Consider the following 22,656-nt stretch of genomic DNA (forward strand, 5'->3'; position numbering starts at 1 on the left):
ACCTCTGGCAAAAGGGGCCGCCTCAATTCCGGGCGGTCTTGATCCTGATCCAGTCCAGCTCCAACGTATCCGAGGACGGTATGTAGTCGCGATACTGGCCGATCTTAAACTTGGTCATCGGCGGAGAGGATGGGTCGGGCTCATACCCGATCTTGCCGGTTACTCTGGCAATGAACCTGCCATCCTGGTGGATCTCGATGAAAGCCTTGCCATCACGGCCGGCCTGCACACGATAACGCATCTCGACCCATTTCCCCGCTGGCGTCGACAGGATCGGATCACGCCCATACTCCACTTTCAAATCGGGCGTACAACCCTTGCCGTCGCTGTCCTCCGGCCGGATGGATTGGCAATATTGCGGCGTTCCGTTTTTCCAGGCGAGATTGCTGCCCTTGGCGAGCGCAGAGACGATCAGGCACCTGCACATATCATCTTGAACCGTGACATGCAGGATGCCGTCGTCATAGCGCTGGGCGAGGAACGGGCTTGGTGACCAGCCGGCAAACTCCCGACCATACTTGCCGTTGATGGGCTCCTGTTTCCATTGCGCCGTTATCCAGCGAATGGAATCCTTGTCGTTCAAAACCTCCTTCGGCATGCGAAAGCGGAAGGAATAGACGAGTGGCACATCGGATCTTCGAAAGAACGGTTTTTGCAAACGAAGCTCTTCGCGCTGAATGCATTCGTTCTCTTGGTTGGCTGCCTTGACCCGGCTCCAGGCGGCGTCGTTACAATAGCGATCGGGCTGGCCCGCCGTTGGCGCCCATATCGGTTTCGCTTTCGCAAAGAAATTCGTTCCGAGAAACTCCGGTCTGCTGAAATCGGCCACGAAGTTGTATTGCGTAGTCACCGTCTCCTGCGGCACTTCGCAGGCGGGCTCACACTTCTTGCCGCCAAGTGAGGACTCGTTGACGGTGATTCCAGCAACATAATCCTTCTTCTCGGCTGGATTGGCGGAGAATGTTACCGGCGTATTTTTGTCGTCGATCTGGCAGGAACACCATTGCCTCTGATCTAACACCGGCAAGCTGAAATCACTGTAGAGAAGCTCGGCTGCCGAAGCACTGGATATCGCTGCGGCAAAAAGCGAAAGAAACACAGCAACAGGCGTCAAGCGCCGCATCTTCGTCCCCCAAGGCCACGTATTGCACCTTGGAAGAAGGTTTAAACACAGAATTTCGCCAATTGAAATGTAGCGAAAAGGACGAGCGCCCTGTCCCTTCGCGTTGCATCGTTGTCATGCTGCGGGCGGTTCAATCTATCACCAAGAGACCAATTCGAGATGAACTCCTCGATCACCTTCAGGATTGATGCGAACATGTCTGCTGTCTTGGAGACAGCAAGGGGTCAAAGTCAAATTGAGGAGCATGGCCTGCCAAGCTGAAGCCAGCTTTGGTGTCATGTTTCACGGCATACATGCGCTGATCAGCGTGGCGCATCAGCTCGTGCAGCGAAGCGCCGTCACCCGGGAGGGCGACCACCGCGCCCATGCTGCATGTAACCCTGTGACCAGTGCTCTCCAATGCCGCGGTGAATCCCACATGCAACTGCTCCGTCACTTCCAGGGCGCACTCTGCCTTTGCCAGCTCCATCAGCACAGCGAATTCGTCGCCGCCCATCCGCCCGAAACAATCCTCCGAGCCTATTAGTGACTTCCCCTTTTCTGCAAGGCATTGCAGGAGCCGGTCTCCTGCTTGGTGTCCGAACTGATCATTAACGGCCTTGAAGCCATCGAGATCGAAATAGGCAAGTAGCAAAGACTGCTTGCGTGTCGTTGCCGATGCTAGCATTCCTTCAGCCTGACGTTGGAACTCCTGCCTGTTTAAAATTCCTGTCATCCAATCTCGCCGTGCAAGGAAGCGTTCCCGGTCGAAACTTTGCCGGAAGCGCGACACGACAGCAGCCACACATCCGAACTTGATAAGCTGCATTGCCAGCTCGACCATCGCGCTCGCGTCCAGATGACCGGAAGCTCTCAGTAAGGTTACAGTCGACAACATGATTTCCGCTACCGCGACGCCGATCGCAGTTTTGAAACCGAAACGCCAGCACGCAACGCAAATTGGCAGCATATAAAGCAGACCGACATTGTGGATGCCGCTGGCTTGGAAAAGCCAATCCAAGCTTGCGACACAGATTAAGCTGAGGATCAGCAGTCGCCAAGCAGCGACTGGCGTCAGGGAGTCGAGCCACTGTTCCGGAGAAAACAAAGGGGCCTCGATATGGCTACTCCTCTGGCTTCGATGGTCTTCCCGCAATGCTGTCAGCCCTCCGTACACACCGTCCCTCCGCATCGAGGTTAGTTTGGCATAGACGCTTTTAGCTCAAGACTGAACGTGTGCGCCGGTCACCGCGGCACCATGCCCTGGCCTACGTCCTTACAAGCTATCGGAGGAAATAGCTGAAAAGCCTTAATATTTAGGGAGCGCAACCTCTTTCCGCGAGCGGAATCGGTTGTTGCGGTTCGCTGGTCGCAGAAAGGGTGCTTCAATGAAATTCTGAACCAAAAGCGAGAGCCGCCAAATCTGCCCCTTTTACCGTACGTGGGGCAAAATCGGTGGCAGCGTTTCAGTACACGAGCATAGAAGTGTGCATAACCGGGCCCGTTGAGGGACGCGGCTGAGGTCGGGGATTCCGGATCGGGGCAAATCACGATTCGAATCTGTCATGACGAAACGGCTCCCCTCCCCCGAGCATGCCGATACGCTGACGACGCCGGCCAGTTCCGCGTCGGCAATCACGCGCTGTGTTGGATCCACGCCGAACGTCTTCTGCAAAAGCTTATGCCGGCCACTGCCAAGGAGGAGCGATCCCTCGCACTTATTCGCGATCTCGTCTGGCGGTTTTACAAGGCGGTGAAGGCCTGGAAGTAGAGGCCCTCACCGCATGCTGCTCCTGCCTTCCGACGACGGTTCGACCGGATCTTCGCCCTGCGCACATGAGGCACTGGATAAGCTGCTTGAGCGGCTGCATCGAAGGAAGAACGAGCTGCTCAAGGTGCTCGATCATCCCGAGATTCCGCTGCACACCAATGCATCCCAAAATGCTCTGCGGAGTTTTGTCACGAAGCGAAAGATCTCCGGCGGCACGATGAGCCCAGCGCAAACGTAGTTTGTCGCCCGGATGGCCGTGTTGCGGGCGACGTCATGCTTGGTCTTATGAAGACCTGCCAGGAGCTTGGACTGTCCTTTTACCACTATCTCGGTGACCGGCTTGGTATCGTCAACGTCGGCCAACCGGTTCCGCCCCTGTCGGCGATCATTCTCGCTCGGGCTTGAGCACTTGGGGCCGCTTCGGCCCGGCTGCGCCACCACCGTTACCCAATCAACCGGCACCGCCACCAAATCTGCCCCACGTGCCCCTTTTACCCGGTGCGGATGCAAATTATCGCCTGGGCTAAATGCCTGTTAAATTTAAGCTAAGCTGCCAAACGGAAATAATCTAAGCTTTAGCTTCCGTCACTCGTTATTCCCCTTTTGGGGCTTATTTCGATCAACTTGGATGTTTGGGATGGAAGCGATCTCTAGCCGCGCAAAGCGCTGATTTGAGATCGATTTGACGAGAGGGAGGTTACTATAATAGCGCCCAAACGCAAAGTGAAATAGGTGACATAGCTGATCTTTTGGCGCCGGTGTGGTGCCGAACGGTATCTAAGCGGCGATCGCGAGGAGCCGAAGATCCTCTTTCCTTCGAGGGCTCGCGTTGGTTCATGTAAATGTCCTTTCCATATTCAAGCTTTGGCTCTCTCGACTGGTGGGAGAGGCGCACGGCGTCTTCGCCGATTGGTCTCAAACTCACCGCCCGATATCTTCATCGCATAATAGGCTCTCATGTCTCGTCATGCTTGGCTGTAGCGACGCTCTCTCCAGAGATCTGAGGACGCGCGGTTCCGAGATTGTTGGCAGAGATCATATTCAGCCGGATTTTTACTAGGATACGTGGGACGAGGTGTTTCATGCCGCATCTCGCCCTATCGAGCTGTGCGAGCGCGCCAAAGCCATCAACATTGGGCCAATGGCGAACTCACCACGTTGTGCCCTTTGTGTCAGGTTGCGGAGATAACCGCCTGCGGAATTGATATGCTCAGCCCTCTGCAGCATGCAGGCAATGACGGTTGCTGCATTTTGGGGCCCCATGATATCGCAAGCATCCTGGTAAGCGGACGGACTGATGCCCAACATCGTACGGATGACGGTTGCCGCTGCCATGAGGTCTCGCCAACTCTGGACCCTACCGCCGTAACCGTAGGACACGACTTCGGGGCAAGCCTGGATCACAAGATCGAGGGGGAAAGACTTCAGCGGTTGAACAGAAGGGATGATAGACCCTTCGGAGACGGTTAATCGACGTTTGTCGTCCATGGATGCGGAAGGGCGATATGAATCTTTCTCGCTGCTGGATCCATTGTCGGTGTGGTCTGGCATGAAGTCCTGAACCGGCTGCGTGCTGGTGGCTGGTTCAGATTCAAGAATGTTTTTAAGATCTGTATTCTGTATATGGCGCTCAGTTTGGGATTCTATGGCGCTTTGTTTTTGCGTTTCCAGCTGTTTTTCCAAACGGATAACGATTTCGCTGCGGAGCATCTCCAGTTCTTCGAGAACGCTGTCTAAATCGCGGATATGCGGCGCGCGCGGTATGGCTTCTACCATCGACTGGAATGTCGCCTGGATCATCATCCAGTCTCCCGGGGCCTGTTCCTGGAGCGCGGTCTCGATCAGCTTTGTGATGTCACGGCGGCAAATCGACAAACGCTCCTTGGTGATGCGCAAGCGCTGACGATCCGCAACGATGACTGCGGCGTGGGCAAAGATTTCATCGGCGCGTGCGATGAGAGACGCTACGCTGAAGCCGTAAGCCTCGTCGATTTCACCTGAGCGATCGCGCCGTGCATAGCGCTTGCCGTTCGGACTGTCTTTCCGGATCAACAATCCTGCCGCCACCAAAGCGGCGAGATGACGTCTGAGCGTCGCCGGAGCAATGCCATGCGCCCGCAAAGACAACTGCGCATTGGAGGGGAAAACCACCAGACCGTTTTCTTCCGATAGGGCATTTTCCGGATAAAAGCTCAGCAGCGCGTTTAAGACCGCAAGAGCGCGATCGGAAATTCCGTAAACATTTCTGGCTTCGCAAAGGGCGCGAAACAGTTTCCATTTGTCGATGGATTTCCCCGGCTCAATATCCTTGGCGTCATACTGATTTGACAACATGCCAAGTGTCATCGATCGCCGCCCAAACGGCGTCGTTATGAAATTCGTATTGTTCATATCTTCGCCTCTGATCGCAGGCAAAGCGAATACGGCCACCGAAACGACTTCGATGCATTGACAACTGATTCGGGGGGAGCTATTGATATCTTCGCTACAAGAATGCAAAGGCTCTCGAATGGTTCGCCGTTTGGGGGCCTTTTCTTTTTGCCGTCGCTTACCTTTCTCTCTTCGTTTCAGTCATGGTTTCCCGGCGTTTGGCCGAGTTATTTCCGCTGGTTAGCGGATACCAAACAGATCGAAGGTCGCGGCAAAAGAGCAATGATATCTTCGCTACAAGAATACAAAGGCTCTCAAATGGTTCGCCGTGAGGGCTTCTTCCGTTGATAAGTTTTTCCAAGTCCGCGCGAACGCGTTGATAAAACCCTGTCAGTTGACAGGGTTTATGCATCATCCTGTTTGTCAGCCGCCTCGAACTTTGCGATTAGCGCCGGTATTTCACCTTCCAAGAAGGCTGCAAACCGGATGCCTCGCTTAGTCTCGGGCACAAGCTTAAGCTCCTTTTTCGTAATCTGAAGCCTTGCCAGGGACTTGCCGTGTCCATCACGAATATCGCGACCAGTCGAGCGGGCCGTGGGGGTTTTCAACATCCCCATGGCCTCGCTGAATCGCTCATTCGACATCAAGTGCAAAACCCTGTCAGATGACAGGGTTTCTCTGATTACCCTAAGTACATCAGGTCTGGCTTTTAACGACCCACCGAATTCGACCCATCGTGGGCGTCCGATTTTTGGCGCTCTGCCAATGGCCTCGATAACGTCGAGAGGGACGACACGATAGACGGATCGCATACGCGCGAGCTCGGCATCGTCTATCCCGAGCGCCGCATAAATGTCTTTTGGGCGGATGCCGGCTTCGTCCATGCGCCATGCAAAAAGCGCTCGTTCGATCCAGCTCAAATCCTGGCGCGCAGCATTCTCGATACCCTGAACGACAACAAGGTCTCGATCGGACATTTCCAAAATCAACGCCCTGACGGGACGCTGAAGCTCACGCGCGGCACGCAAACGGCGGTGCCCATAGATCACCTGATACCGACCCGTCAACGTCGGATGAAGGCGCACCTGGATGGGAATCTTCTGCCCATCTTCCTCGATGCTCTTCTTGAATCCGGCAAACGATCCGTCATTGTCGTCAGGAAGCCGATCAGGAAAGGGCGAGGGATCGATCAAACTCGGATCGATCTCGGTCGAGCCCCCTGAGCCTGCCTCGAGCAAGGCAAGAAGCCGGTCGCGTTCGCCCCTAATGTCACTAATGGCCTTGTGGGCGGCGCCAATGACGCCGGCGCCCACGCGTGCAGGCGCCGAAGCAGGCGCCTGTTGTTCAGCGGGCTTCTGCGTATCGGCATTGATATCAGCTGCGAGCAGTCCAAAGCTCGCGGCTAGCGATGATCTTTTTGGGGACTTCGTCATCGCCGTCCCCAACTGCTTCTGATCAAGTCCAGGATGGCATCGTTGACTGCATCCATAGCATCGCGCGCACGGCGATGCGTATCGCGGCCGACCTGACCCATCTCCAATTCATACAGGCTTCGCTTGGCAAGCCCCGCGGCCTCAACGGCCGTGCTTTCAACCACCGTCGGCAATATGACATCGTCGCCGAAAAGATGACGAAGCATGGCCACGACCTGCGATTGTGGCTGGTCGTTCGGATCATGGCGGGTGATGAGGTAGCGGAAAAAATCCTGCTTCAACACAGCACCGCTTTCGCCGAGAACCTGGATGAGGTCGCCCATCATCAACAGGAACTGGCTCATCGACGATACGTCCAGCATTGCCGGGTGGACAGTGACGAGCATACCCGTCGAAGCGTGAATGGCGCCAAGCGTCAGAAAGCCGAGGGAAGGGGGCGTGTCGAGAATAACCACATCGTAACGATGCTTGACCTCGTCCAAGGCGAGTTTCAGCCGCTCGAAGAACATGCCTTCGCGGCTGCCCAATCGCTGCGCCAGAATGCGAGGCGTCTCGTGCTCGTATTCCATAACCTCGAGATTGCTCGGAATGAGATCGATGCCATCGAAGTAGGTCCGATGGATAATCTCTTTCATCGGACGACGTTCGTCGTCATACCGCAAGGCGGCATAGATGGTCTCGTTGGCTTGCACGTCGATCTCGGGCTGGAAACCGAACATCGCAGAGAGTGAGGCTTGCGGATCGAGATCGATCGCGAGAACACGATAGCCGTGGAGTGCGAGATATTGTGCGAGGTGGACGCTGGTCGTCGTCTTGGCGCTACCGCCTTTGAAGTTCGCGACGGCGAGCACTTGAAGATGCTCATTGCCTTGCCGATAAGGCAGGAACCGCAGTGCATCCGAGGGCTTCTGCTCGGCGAACATAGTGCGCAACTGATTGATCTGCTGCAGCGTATAGGCGCGATGATTGTTTTCAAGCCGGCTCGGAACCGGCCCGCGGCCTTCATTGGACAATAGCTTCAGAGTCGAGTCGGGAATGGAGGTCAATTTGGAGACCTCATTCGTCATGAAATGTCGCAGGCTTTTTTCCGCCTTCGGCGGATACATGCGGGCCCGCAAAGCCTGGAGCTGGTTCGAAAGCATGCCGGCATGCCGGACGATCTTCGTCGCAGCATCCTCGGGAAAAGCATTCTCCTGCTCGGTTTGTTTTGTTAGCGCCATTTGTCCCTCTTGGCGGCCTACACTCGTTCTATCGGCCACCACCCGCTAACAAAGGACATGATTCTGTGTTTTCGTCCAGCAAAATCAGGTTAGCGCCATCTTAACGCCATTTCCCGGCTAAGAAACGAATCACGATTTTCGCTGTGTTCTCGGCCTGTTAGACGCTCCGCCCGATGAAACTGCCTTTTGGGTTAGAACTTTCGCATAGGTAGAACCGCGTGCGTTCGAACGGCTCGAACTGGTCTCCAATATTATGCTGAGTCGCGACTCGTCTCCGACTCGATCGCCAGGTGTCATTCCCTCTTTCCGGTTCAAATTTCGCTGGCTAACGAGCCACGATCCTCCAGCCCCTTCAGAAACTCCAAAAGCACGACCGCGTGGTTGTGATCCGGATCCTTGGCGCCATACACCAATGTCACCGGTTCATCGTTGAAATGGAGCAGTGCCTGCACCGCCGGGTTAGACGCCAATTCTTGCCGGTATTTTTCTCGAAAGTCTGTGAACCGTTCCGGCCTGTGCCCAAACCACTTCCTGAGCTCCCGCGATGGAGCCACGTCCTTGATCCAGTCGGTCAGTTTCGCATCTTTCTTGGAAAGGCCGCGCGGCCACAACCGATCGACAAGCACCCTTCGACCATCTTCGTTCGAGGGTTCGTCATATACCCGTTTCAGCTTTAGAAGCGCATGAGCCATTCCGAAAGCCACCGCCATTTCAGAGCGTATCCCTGATTACATAGGCTGCGACCATTCGCGCGGCAATCGCCATCGAATTCTATATATCCGCGTTTTCTGCCATCGGCTGTAAGTCCAGGTCTGCGAGTAGGATTATTGCTTCCAGTGAAGTTCGATCTATCGAATGCGGTCTCCCGGCCCCAAAAAGAAGGAAAGGTCAGCTTCCCGCTGGCGAGAAGCTGACGGTGATGGCGAAATTTGCTTGTGGAGACTATCGCAGGAGAAGCTCGCATTCGCCTTAACGTGCCATTAGGCGTGGGGTAGTGGCGGCAGAATCGCTTCCGGGCGATCCCGCTTGGTGACGAGGGTCCAGATTTCGTCCGCAATGTCATCTAGCAGGCTGGGTGGTCGAGAATTTGAGCGAAATTGAAGCTCACAGCGAGTCCCACGATAGGCTGATGTCGACGATCTAAAGGCGGTTAGAACCGCCCAGCCGAAGAGCCAATGATTAGCCGACTAAACTCTACTGACTGCGATCGTCCTCCGTCAGCGGCACAAACATGCCGAGTTTAACATCGCGCAACACGACGTTGGTGTGCATGCGGCGGATCTGCGGATTTTCCGCCATGATCAAAGCTGCGATGTCGTCATAGTGCTCGACGTCGCAGGCGGTGACGATGGCAATCAGGTCCACCGCCCCGGTCACGTAATAGACCTGCTGAATGTGATCCTGTTTTTCCGCCCAAATGCGGAACTTCGCCAAGGCGTCGTAATTGTCGCGCTCGATTTCCATTCCGACGATGAACACCATCGGCGTGCCGGTCGCCTTTCGGTCGACGATGGCGACTTCCGCCTTGATAAGCCCGTCTTCGCGGAGACGTTTCAGCCGCCGCTGCACGGCCGAGGTCGAAAGCCCGACCTTTTCGGCGATGGTTTCCGCTGTGAGCTGGCAATCGCGCTGGACGATGTCGAGGATATCGCGATCGAAACGATCCAGTCTTTCCATATCTGTTCCTTCGGTCCTTCTGGTGGCTAATTTGCTGGTGGCTAATTTGCCCTCTGAGATAGGCATTGCGTCATATTTGATGCGTTAGAAACGAATTTCTGCATAATTTACCCAAAATGATCAGAATTTGCGCGCAAAAACAGCGTGTCTTAGCGATATTCTCCGCAAATTGCTTTTCACTGGAACCACGCATGACAGAACCGTCCCTCCAAGCACTTCAGGTGGATAATCTCCACAAGAGCTTTGGCCAGCATGAAGTCCTTAAAGGTGTTTCGGCGAAAGCCAGCAAGGGCGATGTCATTTCGATCATTGGTTCCTCGGGCTCCGGCAAGAGCACCTTTCTTCGCTGCATCAACCTACTGGAAATACCGGATCGTGGACGCATCGTTGTGAATGGCGAGGAAATCGCCTGGAAACCTAGTCGCGGCGGACAGATGCAGCCGAAGAGCTGGCGGCAGATCGAGAGGCTGCGCAGCGGTCTTGGCATGGTCTTCCAAAGCTTCAATCTCTGGGCACATCGGACCGTGCTTGAAAACGTCATTGAAGCCCCGGTGCATGTCTTGGGCGTTCCGCGCCGCGAGGCTGTCGAGAAGGCGGAAGCTCTGCTCAACAAGGTCGGCCTCTACGAAAAGCGCCATGCTTTCCCCGCCTTCCTCTCCGGAGGCCAGCAACAGCGAGCCGCAATTGCCCGTGCGCTTTGCGTCGATCCCGCCGTGATGCTCTTCGATGAACCAACCTCGGCGCTGGACCCGGAATTGGTCGGGGAAGTGCTTAAGGTCATCCGCGACCTCGCCGAGGAGGGCCGAACCATGCTGCTGGTCACGCATGAGATGCGCTTTGCCCGCGATGTCTCCAGCCACGTTCTTTTCCTGCATCAGGGGCGGATCGAGGAGGAGGGGCCGCCGAAACAGATCTTCGATACTCCCCTCAGCGCCCGGTGCCGGGAATTCACCGGAATGCTCGTCCACTGATCCACACCGCCATCACAAACAACCTCATCTGGAGACTTCTGCCAATGAAACTGCTGCCCATCCTTCTTGCCGGCGCCACGCTTGTCGTTTCCACTATCACTGCGCAGGCCGAGGTTCGTTTCGGCATCATGAACGAATCTTATCCGCCCTTCTTCGCCAAAGACGCTTCGGGCAAGTGGCAGGGCTGGGAAATCGATCTGATGGACGCCGTTTGCGAGCAGATGAAGGAGAAATGCTCGATCGTGGAGCTCTCCTGGGATGGCCTCATTCCGGCCCTTCAGAGCAAGAAGTTCGACGTGATCTGGTCGTCGATGTCCAATACCGTAGAGCGATCCAAGGTCATCGACTTTACCGACAAATATTACAACACACCCAGCACACTGATCGGCCCGAAGGATGGAAAGCCCGGTGCAACTGCCGATGACGTGAAAGGCAAGACCATCGGCATTCAGGTGTCCACCATCCAGTCGGATTATTACAAGAAGTATTTTGCCAACGTCGCAGAGCAGAAGACCTACCAAACCCTCGACGAGGCGTTTCAGGATCTGGCAGCCGGTCGCATCGACTATGTCTTCGGCGATTCTCTTGCTCTTGATGCCTTCCTGAAAAGCGATGGCGGCAAGGATTGCTGCGCCAAGATGGGCGATGTGGCTGACGACAAGGAAATCCTTGGAGCCGGCGTTTCCGGTGGTTTGCGCAAGGAAGACACAGAGCTGAAGGCGAAGCTCAACGCGGCGATTGCGGCAGTCCGCGCCAGCGGCAAGTACGACGAAATCACCAAGAAGTATTTCGACTTCGACATCTATGGCGCGAAATAAGCGAACCGAACGATGGTGGCCACCCAGCAAACCATTTTGGAGCTGCTTTCCCCCTATCCGCCAGGATGGGGGGGCGTGCTGTTGTCGGGTGCCGCCTCCACGATTGCCATTTCCGCCGGTGCTTTTCTGATCGGCCTGGTGCTCGGCACTGCAGGCGCTCTCGGCAAGCTTTCCGGCAACAGGCCGCTTTGCCTGATACTTGATCTCTACACGACAGCGATCCGCGCCATTCCGGAGCTCATTCTGATCGTCGGTCTCTATTATGCCGGAACGGATGGGCTCAACCGGCTTCTGGCCGCCGTCAATCTGCCCACATTCGAGATGAACGGCTTCGCGGTCGCAGTCGCAGTGCTCGGCTTCGTGCAGGGTGCCTACATGACGGAAGTGCTGCGAGGCGCGATCCTCGCCATCCCTGTCGGTCAGATCGAGGCGGCAAAGGCGTTCGGCATGAGCCCCACGCTACGTTTTCGCCGTGTCGTGCTTCCCGCATTGCTGCCGAACGCCCTGCCGGGCCTTGCCAATCTGTGGATGTCGATCACCAAAGACAGCGCGCTGGTTGCCGTCGTCGGCTACCAGGAGCTGGCGCTCGCCACACGCCTGGCCGGGGCGAGCACGAAGCATTATTTCATCTTCTTTCTCGCCTCTGCCCTTCTTTACCTCGCGCTCACCCTCGCCTCCAACGTCGTCTTCAACCTGATCGAACGCCGGCTGCGGCGCGGTCAGCCGAAGCTCGCCTGAGGAGCGCACGACATGACCTTTTCATGGATCGTCTCCTATTGGCCGCTTCTATTGGCCGGCGCGGGGCAAACGATATCGCTGCTGGTAATCTCGGTCGTCTTCGGCTTCATCCTCGCAATCGGCCTTGCCTTCGCGCAGGTCAGCGGTGGTCCAGTTGTGCGATATGCCGCTCGCGCCTACTGCACTTTCTTCCGCGGCACGCCCCTGCTCATCCAGCTTTGGCTTCTCTATTACGGCGTCGGATCGCTGCTGCCGATGATCCCGGGCATCCGTCAGAACCTGTTCTGGCCGATCCTGCGTGAGGGCTTCTTCTTCGCGGCTGTGAGCTTCACGCTGAACTATGCGGCCTATGAGGCGGAGGTGCTCCGCGGTGCCTTGCTTGCCGTTCCGAAGGGCGAGCTGGAGGCCGGCCGCGCATTCGGCATGCGTCCCTTCACGCTGACGCGGCGCATCTGGCTGCCACGCGCCATTCGTATTGCGCTGCCGACAATCGGTGGCGAGATCGTCATGCAGCTCAAGGCGACACCGCTGGCCTTTACCGTCACGGTCATGGATCTCTACGCCGTCGCCAGCAAGGTGCGTCAGGACACGCTGCTCGTCTATGAGCCGCTGATCGTCGTCACGGTCTTCTATCTCATTCTAACGGCCATCATCGCCCGAACCTTCCGCCGCCTGGAGGCGCAGGTGCCGGTGCGACGCTAACGCCACAATGCAAAAGGAAGGCCATGCCCTCACGGCTGCTTGAAGGCTTCTGCCGAACTCGCAGAGACCGACCGTCCGATCTGGAACCGCCGGCCGTCGATACAGGAATCGTGCGGCCAGACTTTGATACCCGCCTAATCCATTCTGGGAGATCCGTTTATGAGCAAACTCCGCATTCTTGACGGCGGCATGAGCCGCGAACTCATGCGCCTCGGCGCCGAACTGAAGCAGCCGGAATGGTCGGCGCTGGCGCTGATCAATTCGCCCGACATCGTCCGAAAGGTGCATGAGGAATTCATCGCCGCCGGCTCGGAAGTCGTCACGACGAACAGCTACGCACTCGTGCCTTTCCATATCGGCGACGAGCGCTTCCGGAAGGAAGGTGCAGAGCTCATTGCGCGCTCGGGCCAACTGGCGCGTGAAGCAGCCGATGCCTGCAGCGATCGCAAGGTGCTGGTCGCCGGTTCGTTGCCGCCGATCTTCGGCTCCTATGAACCGGAGAATTTCGATCCTTCGCGCGTACAGGATTATCTCAAGGTACTGGTCGAAAATCTCAATCCCTATATCGATGTCTGGCTCGGCGAAACCCTCAGCCTGGTCGCGGAAGGAGAAGCCGTACGCACCGCGGTTGCGGCGACCGGCAAGCCGTTCTGGATCTCGTTTACGCTCGCGGATAATGCGACGCAGAGAAACGGCAGCGAACCGAAACTGCGCTCCGGCGAACGGGTCGAGGATGCGGCGATCTGGGCTGCCTCTTCGGGAGCAAGCGTGCTCCTGTTCAATTGTAGTAAGCCGGAAGTGATGCGGCCGGCAGTCGAAACCGCAGCCCGGGTGTTCAAAGGTAAAGGTGCTACGCTCGAAATCGGCGTCTATGCCAACGCCTTCGAAGGCGAGCAAGGCGATTCTGCTGCCAACGAGGGCCTGCACGACACCCGCGACGATCTGAATGACGATGTCTATTCGCGCTTCGCCTGTTCATGGGTTGAAGCAGGCGCAACGATCGTCGGTGGCTGCTGCGGCATCGGCACCGGCCATATTCACCGGCTCAGACAGGCATTGCTGGGCTGATACGCGCACGGCCTGAGGCGTCCGTCTGGGTGGATCCGAATTGGGACGAGGATGCAAAGCGTGGCGGTGCTGAACAAGCTCAACTTTCTACACGGACGCCCGGAATGGTCGCAGTTCACGCGGCAGCCTCTCGAACCAGCTTCGGAAGTGCCGGCGGCGCATGTCGAGAAAGGGGAGACCGAAGACATCGACTATGATCCGGTCGTCCTGGAGCATGCGAAAGCCGTCTTTGTTGAACCTACCTTGTTCATGCACCGGCACAGCTCTGCAATCGCGGCCACCGAGGACCGGCCGATTGCCGATCCTGTCTCGGCTGCGCGTGGCACCTGAGACGGTTGCTGACCTCAGGGGGGAGCACACGGGGGTTGTTCGGCCGCAAGGGATTGCAGTCACGAGAGCAGGCTTTGGCCTGGGTCGGGTCGCTGCGTAAGGTGATTTCCGGGGCACGTTGGGCGGCGGCATGAAGCTGCAGATCCAGGCGAGCGGTGATTTGGCAGCGGGTCTGACGGCTTCGATCTCCCGGAAGACGAAACGAACCGATTGGATCTGGAATTTTCGGCTGCGGCAAACATGGTGGCTGAGGTCGGCGGCGTTGCGATTGATGCGGGTGGCGTCGGGCAAGTGAATGATTCTAAGGCTGGTGCGGCCGCGCTCGCTGACCTCAAGGCGGCGCTTGATCCATCGGTAGCGAAACCGAGGAGAACAACGGGTTCGTCGTTTCAGGCTGACCAGTTGGACAAAGAGCGGCAGCTTGCCATTGGCGCAGCGAGTTCGCGTTTATCCAAACGACTCCCCGGGGTGCTGTGCCTGGAGGGAACGGGCCGTCCTTCGACGACGAACGAAGGCAGGAGCGATAGCCCTCTTCAGGAGGGCGCCGCCGAAAGCTCGAGAAAAGCCTAAGCGTCGGATCGCTAAAGATGCGAATTGCGCTTTCGAGGATCGAAGCAAAGTGGGTTTTTACTCAGCAGGAGCGACTATGTGTCGGGAAGCGAATAGCGAGTGAGAATCGCACTGTCATTTCCATCTGTCACTTCGATGACTTCGTTGACGATATCCTCCGCCCCAACCAAATCCTGCAGAATGAGGGCAAACAATTGTCGCTGCAGGAAAGGAAGCACCTGCGGGATGATGATCACGAAGGCCGCATGCAGTTCCAGACATTTGGGTTCACTTCCATCGATTTATTTTCGTGATGGGTTCGATTATTAGATGAACTGTTTTATACAATTTTTGCCATCACCGACGAACGACGGTTGGTTGAACAGAACGCCCTTGGATATCGCCATAGCCATCCGGATGACGGAATGAGGATGGCGGCTGTTAGGCAGCTGAGGATATCCTAGATTCTTGCGGCAATATCCCGTTTCCGCCGAGCATAACGGCCGAAGTCAGTCAGGGGCTTGAGAAGCAGCGGCATACACGAGAAGAAGTTGTTTCGTGAAAAGCCGTTCGTTTCTCCGCTTTTAATTAATAGGGACGAAGCAGAGATAAATCAGAAGCTGTACAAGCGGCATTGAATTGCGTGGTACGATTTTCGACATCGAGCGCGGATCATCGATTGGCCTATTGCTTCACTTGACTTGCGATGAGTAACAGCGGACAAGGACATCCACTGCTGGAGTAAATACCCTTGGCTAACGAAGAACAGATTGTGAGCGCCGAAACGGCGAGCGCGCAAGCAATGTCTGGACCTGCGCCTTCGACGAATTCGACGAAATCTCGGCGCAAGAAGACGAGTGCTGAACCGACACCTGCTGTTGGCAAGGCCTCGCGAACGAGATCCAAACGGTACAGCGGCCAAGACAAGGTCGAGATGCTTGGTCAGATCGACGCTCAGTTAGCAAACGGTACGACGCTGAAGGATGCCGTAAAGAGCCTCGGGATTTCCGATCAGACCTATTATCAATGGAAGAAGGCAGCCAAGTCGGCAGATAAGGTCGAGGCGACGCCTGCTGGCGAAGTCGACGATCTGGCCGAATTCACAGAGCTCGAGGCGGAGAACGCTCGTCTGCGAAAGCTGCTGGCCGAGAAGTTGCGTGCCGAGAATGCGGAGCTCCGCCGGCGGCTGGGCCTTTAAGTAACTCAAAACGGTCATGCCGAGCACCGAATGAAACCTAATCGCAATTTCGTGGTCGAATACAAAACAAATCGACGGCCGCTCAAGACCCAAACCAACTCAATCTGGGGCAACACGGATCTCAAAGCGTTGGTAGAGGAGATCGAGAGCGAAACGTCCTTCCCATCTGGCGCTCCATTGCCGTTAGAACCGCCTTCGGTGGGCTGCCCTGACATCCCGCTGGAACCGGCTCCGTCGGTACCGGTCTTTGACGACGTTGGTCCAACCGACAGCCAAGACCAAGCTAAGTCTCAGAACAAGGACACCGCGGAAGCGCCACCGGCAACCGAACCGTCGGTGCGGCCGACCGGTGACGCCGCGCCGAAATCAAAGCCTCCACGTGCTGAGGGAAACAACACTCGCCGGCCGAACGTCATCGCTGCAGCAGGTCCCACCGCTTCGATGCCCGAGACTGCCATCAACGTTGGCCTTGCCAGAGCGGATATCGTCACTCCGGCCGATCTAGCGACCCTCGAGGCCGAGAACAGACGGCTCAGAGCAATGTTGACGGAGAAACTCCGAGCTGAGAACGCCAGGCTGATCGCGATGCTGCAACGGTTTGGCATCGCCTAGCCGGGCGTTTTCCGTGGATCATCGCCGTTGGTTCGTTCTTCACGGATCGTCCCGTCGCTTTATGCAAAACGGCTTGAGCCAGCGAACCTTTGTCGTGATGAGGGTGGCCTGCGGCCGTTACGGCACTCTTCGCCTCGGCTTGGGCGTGACAGACGCGAGCGAATCTGCTCCTTCCTAATCAGGATATTTTGGAAGGTGCTAATATGGATGGAGCAGAAAACGACCTGCGTTTGATCGCCGTTATGCGGCGCTACTTTGCTGTTAAGGAGGAGCTTGTCGGTTTGAAGTCCGCGCTTGAGGACAAACGAAAGCTGGCCGGAATTGCGGTCGGAGAATTTTATCACGTGCGCGCCGAAACCGAACATGCAGACGATGTCAGTCGGACCGTCACGCTAAGACGGGAGATGGAGTTTCTGATGAGCCTCGCCGAAGGCTGGTCGAGGGGAGACGTCATTCATCTCGGCGCACCCGCCGATTGATCCGGCACAAGCCAGATATTCAGAAGGCAGAATCGCTCCGGTGCAATCAGCCGCTGCCCTGGTTTGGAAGGGCTGAGCGCGGATCGTCGCCCGCAAGGACGAAGATCGCGAAACCTTCTCGCGTCGCCAAGGCTTCTCGAAAGGTGAAACTGCCAAGGCGATCGAGATGGTCTTGTCCGAAGAGGGACGACCGCCGGAATCGGTCCTATGCCGACGTCGGCCAAGACCGAATATGTGGAGTTTATGATTGTGCCGATCACGCTGTGCTAATTGCCGTCAGGCCAATTAAATCCAACTGATTTGGTCGGCATGATAAGAGCTCGTTCGACCGAACGAGAACGTGTTATCTTTGGACATTCTCTGCTCTAAGCTACGCAAAGAGAGTTGTGTGGCACGGTCGATTTGACCGGTGAGCGGCGAAGAAGTTGAGCGTGAGATTAGGCGTATCAAGCAACGCTTGGCGGCTTTGGACGCCGAGAGGAATGAGCTTGAGCGCACCCTCTTGTCGCTTGAGCAGAAATGGCGGTCGCATGGATGTTTTCCCTGTCTGGAGGGGGAACCGAAAGACAACCAGGTCGGGATATTCTCCGGCGGCCTGTCTCCTGCGGCGCTCGAATGGCCCGGAAATCCGGGCCATGTGGCGTGTCTTTTACTGCGAGTGAACGATAAAATACGCTTGTAAAGGATCGGTTACTGACGTCTCCTGAGCAAATGCCAACAACTATTGCCTTGAGGGAAGACGTGGACTATATATCCTAAAGTATCTATATCAATCAGGATATGAAATGACGGAATGGAAGGTCGAATTTCATGACCGCTTCAAAGGCGAGATCACAGACCTTCCAGCCGATGTCCGGGTGGAGTTGCTAGTGCATTTAGTGCTGCTTCGCGAGAAGGGCTTTCGACTGGGACGACCTGAGGTCGACACCCTCGACGGCTCCAGACACGCGAACATGAAAGAACTGCGCGTTAAGGTGTTGAAGGCGCAATGGCGGTTCGCTTTCGCCTTCGATCCGGAGCGAAAGGCTGTGGTTCGCTGCGGTGGTGCGAAGAGCGGTGTGAGCCAGAAGCTCTTCTATAAATGGCTGATCGATCTGGCGGACAACGGTACGACGAGCACTTGAGCGAGTTGGAGAAGAGACATGGATGATCTCGATAAGCTAATGCAGACGCTGCCTGAGGATGAACAGCGCGCCGTTGCGAAACGTGCCGACGAGCTCGTCACGGCGCACAATCTGCGGGAATTGCGGGCACTTGCTGGGCGAACACAAGAAGACGTTTCTGCTGCGACCGGTTTCAAGCAGACTAACGTCTCAAGACTGGAGAAGCGGGCCGACATGAAGCTATCAACGCTTCGAGATTATGTCGAATCGCTCGGCGGCACGTTGAAAATCGTTGCGGATGTCGCGGGCAAGAAGGTTGATCTGTCCAGCATCGCGGAGCGCTCGCGGCACGGTTCAAAGGTCTGAGCTGCCGTCGTCACCAGAGCAGAGACTCCATAGCCTCGCCATCTTCGCCGGAAGGGCAGGTGCATGTCAGAGAGCCACAGCTACAACATTCGAGTAGCCCGCCCGCTTCTACGCGTCGCGTTGTTATAGTAGGTCGATGCCTGCTGCACCGACCGATGGCGCGACTGCTCCATTGCCTCGGGTAGGGGGATGCCGCGATTGGCAGCCTCGGTCAGATAGCCGGATCTCAACCCGTGCGCTGAAAACTCCCCAGCCTCCAGCCCCGCCATCTTCACCCGCTGCTTGACGATATCATTGACCGCCTTCGGGTCGAGCGCGCGCCGAGAAATATTGCCCCAGCGGTCGATCGCCCGAAACACACTGCCGCTATCGATCTTCGCGGCCGCCAGCCAGGCGTTCAACGCGTCGACGGGCCGGCCGGTGAGATAGACGACCTCGTCCTGGCTGGCGCCGGAATTTTTTGTGCGGCCGAGGTGAATGGAGAGCGAGGGGAGGGGGACATCATCGTCACTTTTCACTGAAGGCTCGACCGTCAGCTGCTCGTTGCGCAGGCCGGCGACTTCGCTGCGCCGGCGGCCGCCGGAGGCGAAGGCAACTATCAGGATCGCACGGTCGCGGATATCGCGCAGGCTGTCGCCACTACAGGTCGACAATAGCTTGGCCAGCACGTCGCCGGTCACCGCCTTGGCGCTCTTGCGGCGGCGTTGCCGCGGCACGGCGCGCACGGCGAGACGAATGGCGGTCTTGAGGGCAGGGGAGGCAAAGACGCCGTCGAGACCGCGCCATTTCGTCAGCGTTGACCAGTTGGCGAGCCGTCGGCGCACGGTTTCGGGCGCGTGCGGCCCGGTTGACCTGAGAAAACCGGCACTTCTCAGTGCCTGGTTGACAGCATCAGGCATGCCATGATCGGCATCGCTCTCCCGCTTCGCGGGATCCCAGAGATGATGGGCGACGAATTTTAGCAGCAGCGCCTCCGGCGGTGGCCAGGGCAGGGGGGCGGCGGTCGACGCCAGCGACCAAGCTTCGAGATAGGCGAGGTCGGAGGTCAGCGCCCTGAGCGTGTTGTCGCCCATCCCGCGGTTGACGAGGTGTTTGAGCGTTTCGACGTCCTGGTCTGTCAACAACTCGGCGAGCTTGTCGCGCCGGTCGATCGGCAGCACCGCGGCGATCGTATCGAGCGTCTCTATACGTGTCGAAACTTGTCGCTGACGGTCAGTCGCCATGGGCGGACGGGCCGAGCACCGTTACCCCTTCGTTGCGGGTAGCGGTGGCAAGTTTGGAATTGCGGGATGGCAGCGTCGCTGCCGCTAGCGGCGAACGAGGGCCGGAGGACTGACTAGTGCTCATGCTCGATCGGTCCTAACAGGGGGATCCCTTCAGCGCCGGCGGCTTCCGCCAATCGGCGGTCGAGCGTGGCGAGCGGCAGATGCTCCAGCAGGGCCAGCGCAAGAGAGGCCGCGTCATAGGCACTGAGACGATACTTGCGCGACAGCCGCACCACCTCGATGTCGTCGCCCGGGCCTACGAGCTTCAACGGCAGCCCGCGGAATCGCGCCAAGGCAGAATGGACGAGGTCATCGGAAATCCGGCCACGTCGTTCGGCGCTCAACAGGATGCTGCGAATCTCGTGGCGCAGCAGATCTGGTGCCCAGGCATCCTCATCGGCCATGCGTGCCATCGCCCGTTCGGCGACCGTGTTTTCCTCGTCCGGCAGCAGCCAGGCGCCGGCGATCGAGGCATCGACGATGAAGGCCATCAGCGGCGGCCTTCCTGCTTCCACACCTGAATTTCCTCTTGCGTGACGGGCTTGGCCTGCGCGCGTAGCGCACGAACCGCCTCGATGGCGGCCAGGCGCTGACGACGCTCGTCGATGGCGACGAGGCGGGCGACCGGATCGTTGCCGCGCGCAATGACGATGTCCTCGCCGGCCTCGACACGCGCCAGCAGTTCGGACAAATGCGTTTTGGCCTCGGCGACCTTGACGGTGACGGTCATTGGTGGGTTCCCAGATGATATTGGCTTGCGGCGCTTGCCATCCGCCACTGCTAGAGATTAGGTGCACGCCGGCATCTGGTCAAGGGGTTGGCTATCTCACTTCCGATAATTGATACTTATCGGAAGTGATGCGAATAACTTGCTGTCATACCAAGTATGGAACACTAACTTTAAGATAGAGTTCGTTTAGCAAATCATTTACCATGAATTCAATGGCTTACAATCTTGCAAAAATCAGCATGACAGCCCTGATTGAGCCGGCTTTTCGCGCCGGTTGTGGCTTTTAGCTAACAATTTCAATTGAGGCGGTAAGCTAAAAATCGGACACCCGATTTTGACCTAACGCTTTCACGGCAAGGCAGGGCGGGGGCCTCAAAGCCCTGAGGCTTTGGTGAGGTTGACGCGAAAGCGGTCACGCCGGCGCTGGTATTTCCGCGTCATTTCAGCACTGGCATGGCCGAGCTGCTTCTGGACATAGCGCTCGTCGACCTCCGCGGAGGATGCCAGACCGGCGCGCAGCGAGTGACCCGAGAATTTTTCGGCGCGCTCCGCTTCGCTGAGGTCGCCCCTGACGCCGGCCGCGAGCGCCGTCTTCTTGACAAGACGAGCGACCTCGCGATCGTTCAGCCGATCCGGCCCAACATCCTTACCTTCACCCGTCACCCTGCGGAAGAGAGGACCCTTGGCAATCCGCGCGAACCTGATCCAGGTCTCGACCGCGATAACCGGGCAGGTTGCATCGGACGAGCCGCGGCCGATCTCGACCTCGCGCCATCCGGTCTTGCCGCGCAGGGTGACGAGCAGGCCCTTGTCAAGGATCTCGAGCCAGCCGCGCCCGTCCTCGGTCTGGTCGCGGCCGAGATCAAGGCCAACGATCTCCGAGCGGCGCAGGCCGCCGGCAAAGCCGATCAGCAGCATGGCGCGGTTGCGCAGGCCGCGCAGGCTGCCGCGATCCAGGGTTTCGAGCATGGCGATCAGTTGCTCCGGCAGCACCGCTTCCTTCTGGCGGGGTGGGGTGGCGTGGGTGTTGCGGATACCGGCAAGAACGGTGGCAATATGGCGATCCTTTCGATCGATCGGCATGCCGCGTTGCGTGTAGTTCCAGGTGAGGGCGGACAGCCGCCGTTCGATGGTCGACACAGAGTTGGCCTTCATACCACGTTCGGCGGTGCCGGACGCACAAGCGGTGATGTAGAGGCCGACGATTTGTGGATCGGCTGGAAGGGGCGTCAGGTTCGAGTGCCGACACCAGGCGGAAAAATGCTTCCAGTCGCTGGCATAGGCGCGGCGTGTGTTGGCGGAGCTGGCCGCCTCGACATAGCCGCGCGCGCGATCGGTGAGATCTTGCAGATGACCCGGTAGGCTGGACGCCGGCTGCGGGGCAGGGGAGGGCGGAGCCTTCAGCAGCTCCGTCTCAAGAACGATTTCGCCGCTATTCTTCATGCCGCCTCGACATCTGTCTGTTTGAAGTCGTTCCCCTTGAAAAGCAGCGGCTCGCCGGTCAGCGCGGCGAGGGCATAGGAGAAGCAGTCGCCGTAATTCAGGCCAGCAGGATGGCGACCCTTGCCGTAGCGGCGCCAGGCTCGGCGGGCCTGGTCAGCATGCTCGGAGGTCACTGCAACGACCTCCAGATTGGTCTTGTGCAGCCAGAGATCGAGTTCTGCTCCGCCTGCCTCGCCGAAGCGTCCCTCGATGACCATCGCGGCTTCGACGAGCGTTGCCGCCGAAATCAGCCGGACGGGATCGTCGGCAACGCGTTCGCTGTAGTAGAGGGCATCCGGTTCATTGAAAAAGATCGCGACGATCGCTGACGTATCGATCACCATCAGTTCGGAATACCGTTGTCGTCGTAACCGATGATTTCATCCGGACTGCGATCATCGAGAACCGGCAGAGCGCTCAAGCGTCGCCGCATCGCCTCCATGTCGTCGAGGAGGGCAGCCTTCTTCGCTTGCGATCCCATACGCTTGAGGCGCTCTTCCAGCGCGCGCCGCGTCGCGATGGTGATGGTTTCGCCGGTGCGCGCAGCGAGCGCGCGCGCGAGCTTCTCCGTCTCGGGGTCTTTGATGCTCAGCGCCATTGCAGGTGTCCGGGTTCCTTGATATATATAATCTACCTAATGACCTGCGACGCAGGCGACACCTGCGGACGCGA

At 57.6% G+C, this 22,656-nt stretch carries 29 protein-coding genes and 1 pseudogene; 15 read left to right on the forward strand and 15 right to left on the reverse strand.

The genetic code is table 11. The features are described from left to right. Positions 1-22: 22 nt before the first annotated feature. The gene (locus QD357_RS15360; protein ID WP_414124555.1) at positions 23-1,123 is read right to left on the reverse strand and encodes a heparin lyase I family protein; all 1,101 of its coding nucleotides are present in this window, start codon (positions 1,121-1,123) and stop codon (positions 23-25) included. Between the two features lie 178 nt (positions 1,124-1,301). Beyond that, positions 1,302-2,210: a GGDEF domain-containing protein gene (locus tag QD357_RS15365; protein ID WP_183938393.1), complete on the reverse strand. Its 909-nt coding sequence runs from the start codon at positions 2,208-2,210 to the stop codon at positions 1,302-1,304. Between the two features lie 676 nt (positions 2,211-2,886). Here QD357_RS15365 and QD357_RS15370 point away from each other — a divergent pair. Together QD357_RS15370 and QD357_RS15375 are read left to right on the forward strand one after the other, a co-directional pair. Further along, complete coding sequence (locus QD357_RS15370; protein ID WP_246451241.1) at positions 2,887-3,111, forward strand: IS66 family transposase; 225 nt, start codon at positions 2,887-2,889, stop codon at positions 3,109-3,111. Between the two features lie 35 nt (positions 3,112-3,146). Then, positions 3,147-3,278 carry a hypothetical protein gene (locus QD357_RS15375; protein WP_414124556.1) on the forward strand — a complete coding sequence of 44 codons (132 nt, stop codon included), beginning with the start codon at positions 3,147-3,149 and terminating at the stop codon, positions 3,276-3,278. 675 nt (positions 3,279-3,953) lie between these two features. Here the strand turns inward: QD357_RS15375 and repC are convergent. The 5 genes from repC to QD357_RS15400 all read right to left on the reverse strand — a co-directional run bounded on the left by repC (position 3,954) and on the right by QD357_RS15400 (position 9,573). Next, positions 3,954-5,264, reverse strand: a complete 1,311-nt coding sequence (repC, locus tag QD357_RS15380; protein ID WP_183938392.1) for a plasmid replication protein RepC — start codon at positions 5,262-5,264, stop codon at positions 3,954-3,956. Positions 5,265-5,647: 383 nt separating this feature from the next. Beyond that, complete coding sequence (gene repB / locus QD357_RS15385; protein WP_183938391.1) at positions 5,648-6,676, reverse strand: plasmid partitioning protein RepB; 1,029 nt, start codon at positions 6,674-6,676, stop codon at positions 5,648-5,650. After that, positions 6,673-7,896, reverse strand: a complete 1,224-nt coding sequence (gene repA / locus QD357_RS15390; RefSeq protein ID WP_183938390.1) for a plasmid partitioning protein RepA — start codon at positions 7,894-7,896, stop codon at positions 6,673-6,675. Before repA ends, repB begins: the two co-directional genes overlap by 4 nt. 311 nt (positions 7,897-8,207) lie before the next feature. Continuing rightward, on the reverse strand, positions 8,208-8,606 hold the full coding sequence (locus QD357_RS15395) for a DUF488 domain-containing protein (RefSeq protein ID WP_246451238.1): 399 nt from the start codon (positions 8,604-8,606) through the stop codon (positions 8,208-8,210). 484 nt (positions 8,607-9,090) lie between these two features. Further along, entirely contained in the window at positions 9,091-9,573 is a 483-nt protein-coding gene (locus tag QD357_RS15400; protein ID WP_414124557.1) for an Lrp/AsnC family transcriptional regulator, read from the reverse strand. Positions 9,574-9,764: 191 nt separating this feature from the next. On the opposite strand from QD357_RS15400, the gene QD357_RS15405 reads away from it, so the two are divergent. The 7 genes from QD357_RS15405 to QD357_RS15435 all read left to right on the forward strand — a co-directional run bounded on the left by QD357_RS15405 (position 9,765) and on the right by QD357_RS15435 (position 14,770). Next, on the forward strand, positions 9,765-10,544 hold the full coding sequence (locus QD357_RS15405; protein ID WP_183938388.1) for an ABC transporter ATP-binding protein: 780 nt from the start codon (positions 9,765-9,767) through the stop codon (positions 10,542-10,544). Positions 10,545-10,588: 44 nt separating this feature from the next. Next, on the forward strand, positions 10,589-11,362 hold the full coding sequence (locus QD357_RS15410) for a transporter substrate-binding domain-containing protein (protein WP_414124558.1): 774 nt from the start codon (positions 10,589-10,591) through the stop codon (positions 11,360-11,362). Between the two features lie 12 nt (positions 11,363-11,374). Then, positions 11,375-12,100: an ABC transporter permease gene (locus QD357_RS15415; RefSeq protein WP_414124559.1), complete on the forward strand. Its 726-nt coding sequence runs from the start codon at positions 11,375-11,377 to the stop codon at positions 12,098-12,100. A 12-nt stretch (positions 12,101-12,112) separates the two neighbouring features. Further along, positions 12,113-12,802 (forward strand): ABC transporter permease, encoded by a 690-nt coding sequence (locus tag QD357_RS15420; protein ID WP_183938385.1) that lies wholly within the window; start codon positions 12,113-12,115, stop codon positions 12,800-12,802. 159 nt (positions 12,803-12,961) lie between these two features. After that, positions 12,962-13,870, forward strand: coding sequence for a homocysteine S-methyltransferase family protein (locus QD357_RS15425; RefSeq protein WP_183938384.1), 909 nt, complete (start codon positions 12,962-12,964; stop codon positions 13,868-13,870). 60 nt (positions 13,871-13,930) lie between these two features. Beyond that, a complete protein-coding gene (locus QD357_RS15430) occupies positions 13,931-14,200 on the forward strand; it encodes a hypothetical protein (protein WP_183938383.1) in 270 nt (89 codons plus the stop codon). 210 nt (positions 14,201-14,410) lie between these two features. Next, entirely contained in the window at positions 14,411-14,770 is a 360-nt protein-coding gene (locus tag QD357_RS15435) for a hypothetical protein (RefSeq protein ID WP_414124560.1), read from the forward strand. Between the two features lie 74 nt (positions 14,771-14,844). Here the strand turns inward: QD357_RS15435 and QD357_RS15440 are convergent, their stop codons facing one another. Continuing rightward, positions 14,845-15,006, reverse strand: a complete 162-nt coding sequence (locus QD357_RS15440; protein ID WP_246451236.1) for a hypothetical protein — start codon at positions 15,004-15,006, stop codon at positions 14,845-14,847. A gap of 545 nt (positions 15,007-15,551) precedes the next feature. On the opposite strand from QD357_RS15440, the gene QD357_RS15445 reads away from it, so the two are divergent. The 6 genes and pseudogenes from QD357_RS15445 (at position 15,552) to QD357_RS15470 (ending at position 18,507) form a co-directional block, all read left to right on the forward strand. Beyond that, complete coding sequence (locus tag QD357_RS15445; protein WP_183938382.1) at positions 15,552-15,947, forward strand: transposase; 396 nt, start codon at positions 15,552-15,554, stop codon at positions 15,945-15,947. Positions 15,948-15,977: 30 nt separating this feature from the next. Further along, positions 15,978-16,559, forward strand: coding sequence for a hypothetical protein (locus QD357_RS15450; RefSeq protein WP_414124561.1), 582 nt, complete (start codon positions 15,978-15,980; stop codon positions 16,557-16,559). 203 nt (positions 16,560-16,762) lie between these two features. Then, complete coding sequence (locus tag QD357_RS15455; RefSeq protein WP_414124562.1) at positions 16,763-17,038, forward strand: hypothetical protein; 276 nt, start codon at positions 16,763-16,765, stop codon at positions 17,036-17,038. A 79-nt stretch (positions 17,039-17,117) separates the two neighbouring features. Continuing rightward, positions 17,118-17,243, forward strand: a pseudogene (locus tag QD357_RS15460) (DUF932 domain-containing protein); the annotation flags it as partial. A gap of 580 nt (positions 17,244-17,823) precedes the next feature. Continuing rightward, complete coding sequence (locus QD357_RS15465; RefSeq protein WP_414124563.1) at positions 17,824-18,162, forward strand: type II toxin-antitoxin system RelE/ParE family toxin; 339 nt, start codon at positions 17,824-17,826, stop codon at positions 18,160-18,162. An 18-nt stretch (positions 18,163-18,180) separates the two neighbouring features. Continuing rightward, complete coding sequence (locus QD357_RS15470; RefSeq protein ID WP_183938379.1) at positions 18,181-18,507, forward strand: helix-turn-helix domain-containing protein; 327 nt, start codon at positions 18,181-18,183, stop codon at positions 18,505-18,507. An 80-nt stretch (positions 18,508-18,587) separates the two neighbouring features. Here the strand turns inward: QD357_RS15470 and QD357_RS15475 are convergent, their stop codons facing one another. The 7 genes from QD357_RS15475 to QD357_RS15505 form a co-directional block, all read right to left on the reverse strand. Next, positions 18,588-19,730 (reverse strand): site-specific integrase, encoded by a 1,143-nt coding sequence (locus tag QD357_RS15475; RefSeq protein ID WP_414124564.1) that lies wholly within the window; start codon positions 19,728-19,730, stop codon positions 18,588-18,590. Next, entirely contained in the window at positions 19,720-19,854 is a 135-nt protein-coding gene (locus tag QD357_RS15480; protein ID WP_281397173.1) for a hypothetical protein, read from the reverse strand. Before QD357_RS15480 ends, QD357_RS15475 begins: the two co-directional genes overlap by 11 nt. Continuing rightward, positions 19,844-20,287: a type II toxin-antitoxin system VapC family toxin gene (locus QD357_RS15485; RefSeq protein WP_414124565.1), complete on the reverse strand. Its 444-nt coding sequence runs from the start codon at positions 20,285-20,287 to the stop codon at positions 19,844-19,846. The genes QD357_RS15480 and QD357_RS15485 overlap by 11 nt, the downstream gene beginning before the upstream one ends. Next, positions 20,263-20,502: a type II toxin-antitoxin system Phd/YefM family antitoxin gene (locus tag QD357_RS15490; protein WP_183938377.1), complete on the reverse strand. Its 240-nt coding sequence runs from the start codon at positions 20,500-20,502 to the stop codon at positions 20,263-20,265. Before QD357_RS15490 ends, QD357_RS15485 begins: the two co-directional genes overlap by 25 nt. A gap of 372 nt (positions 20,503-20,874) precedes the next feature. After that, entirely contained in the window at positions 20,875-21,945 is a 1,071-nt protein-coding gene (locus QD357_RS15495) for a site-specific integrase (protein ID WP_183938376.1), read from the reverse strand. Next, positions 21,942-22,328 (reverse strand): type II toxin-antitoxin system VapC family toxin, encoded by a 387-nt coding sequence (locus tag QD357_RS15500; RefSeq protein WP_414124566.1) that lies wholly within the window; start codon positions 22,326-22,328, stop codon positions 21,942-21,944. The genes QD357_RS15495 and QD357_RS15500 overlap by 4 nt, the downstream gene beginning before the upstream one ends. Further along, positions 22,328-22,582, reverse strand: coding sequence for a type II toxin-antitoxin system VapB family antitoxin (locus tag QD357_RS15505; protein WP_414124567.1), 255 nt, complete (start codon positions 22,580-22,582; stop codon positions 22,328-22,330). The genes QD357_RS15500 and QD357_RS15505 overlap by 1 nt, the downstream gene beginning before the upstream one ends. Positions 22,583-22,656 lie beyond the last annotated feature (74 nt).

The sequence above is a fragment of the Rhizobium sp. BR 317 genome (assembly GCF_047445835.1).
Lineage (GTDB): Bacteria > Pseudomonadota > Alphaproteobacteria > Rhizobiales > Rhizobiaceae > Rhizobium > Rhizobium paranaense.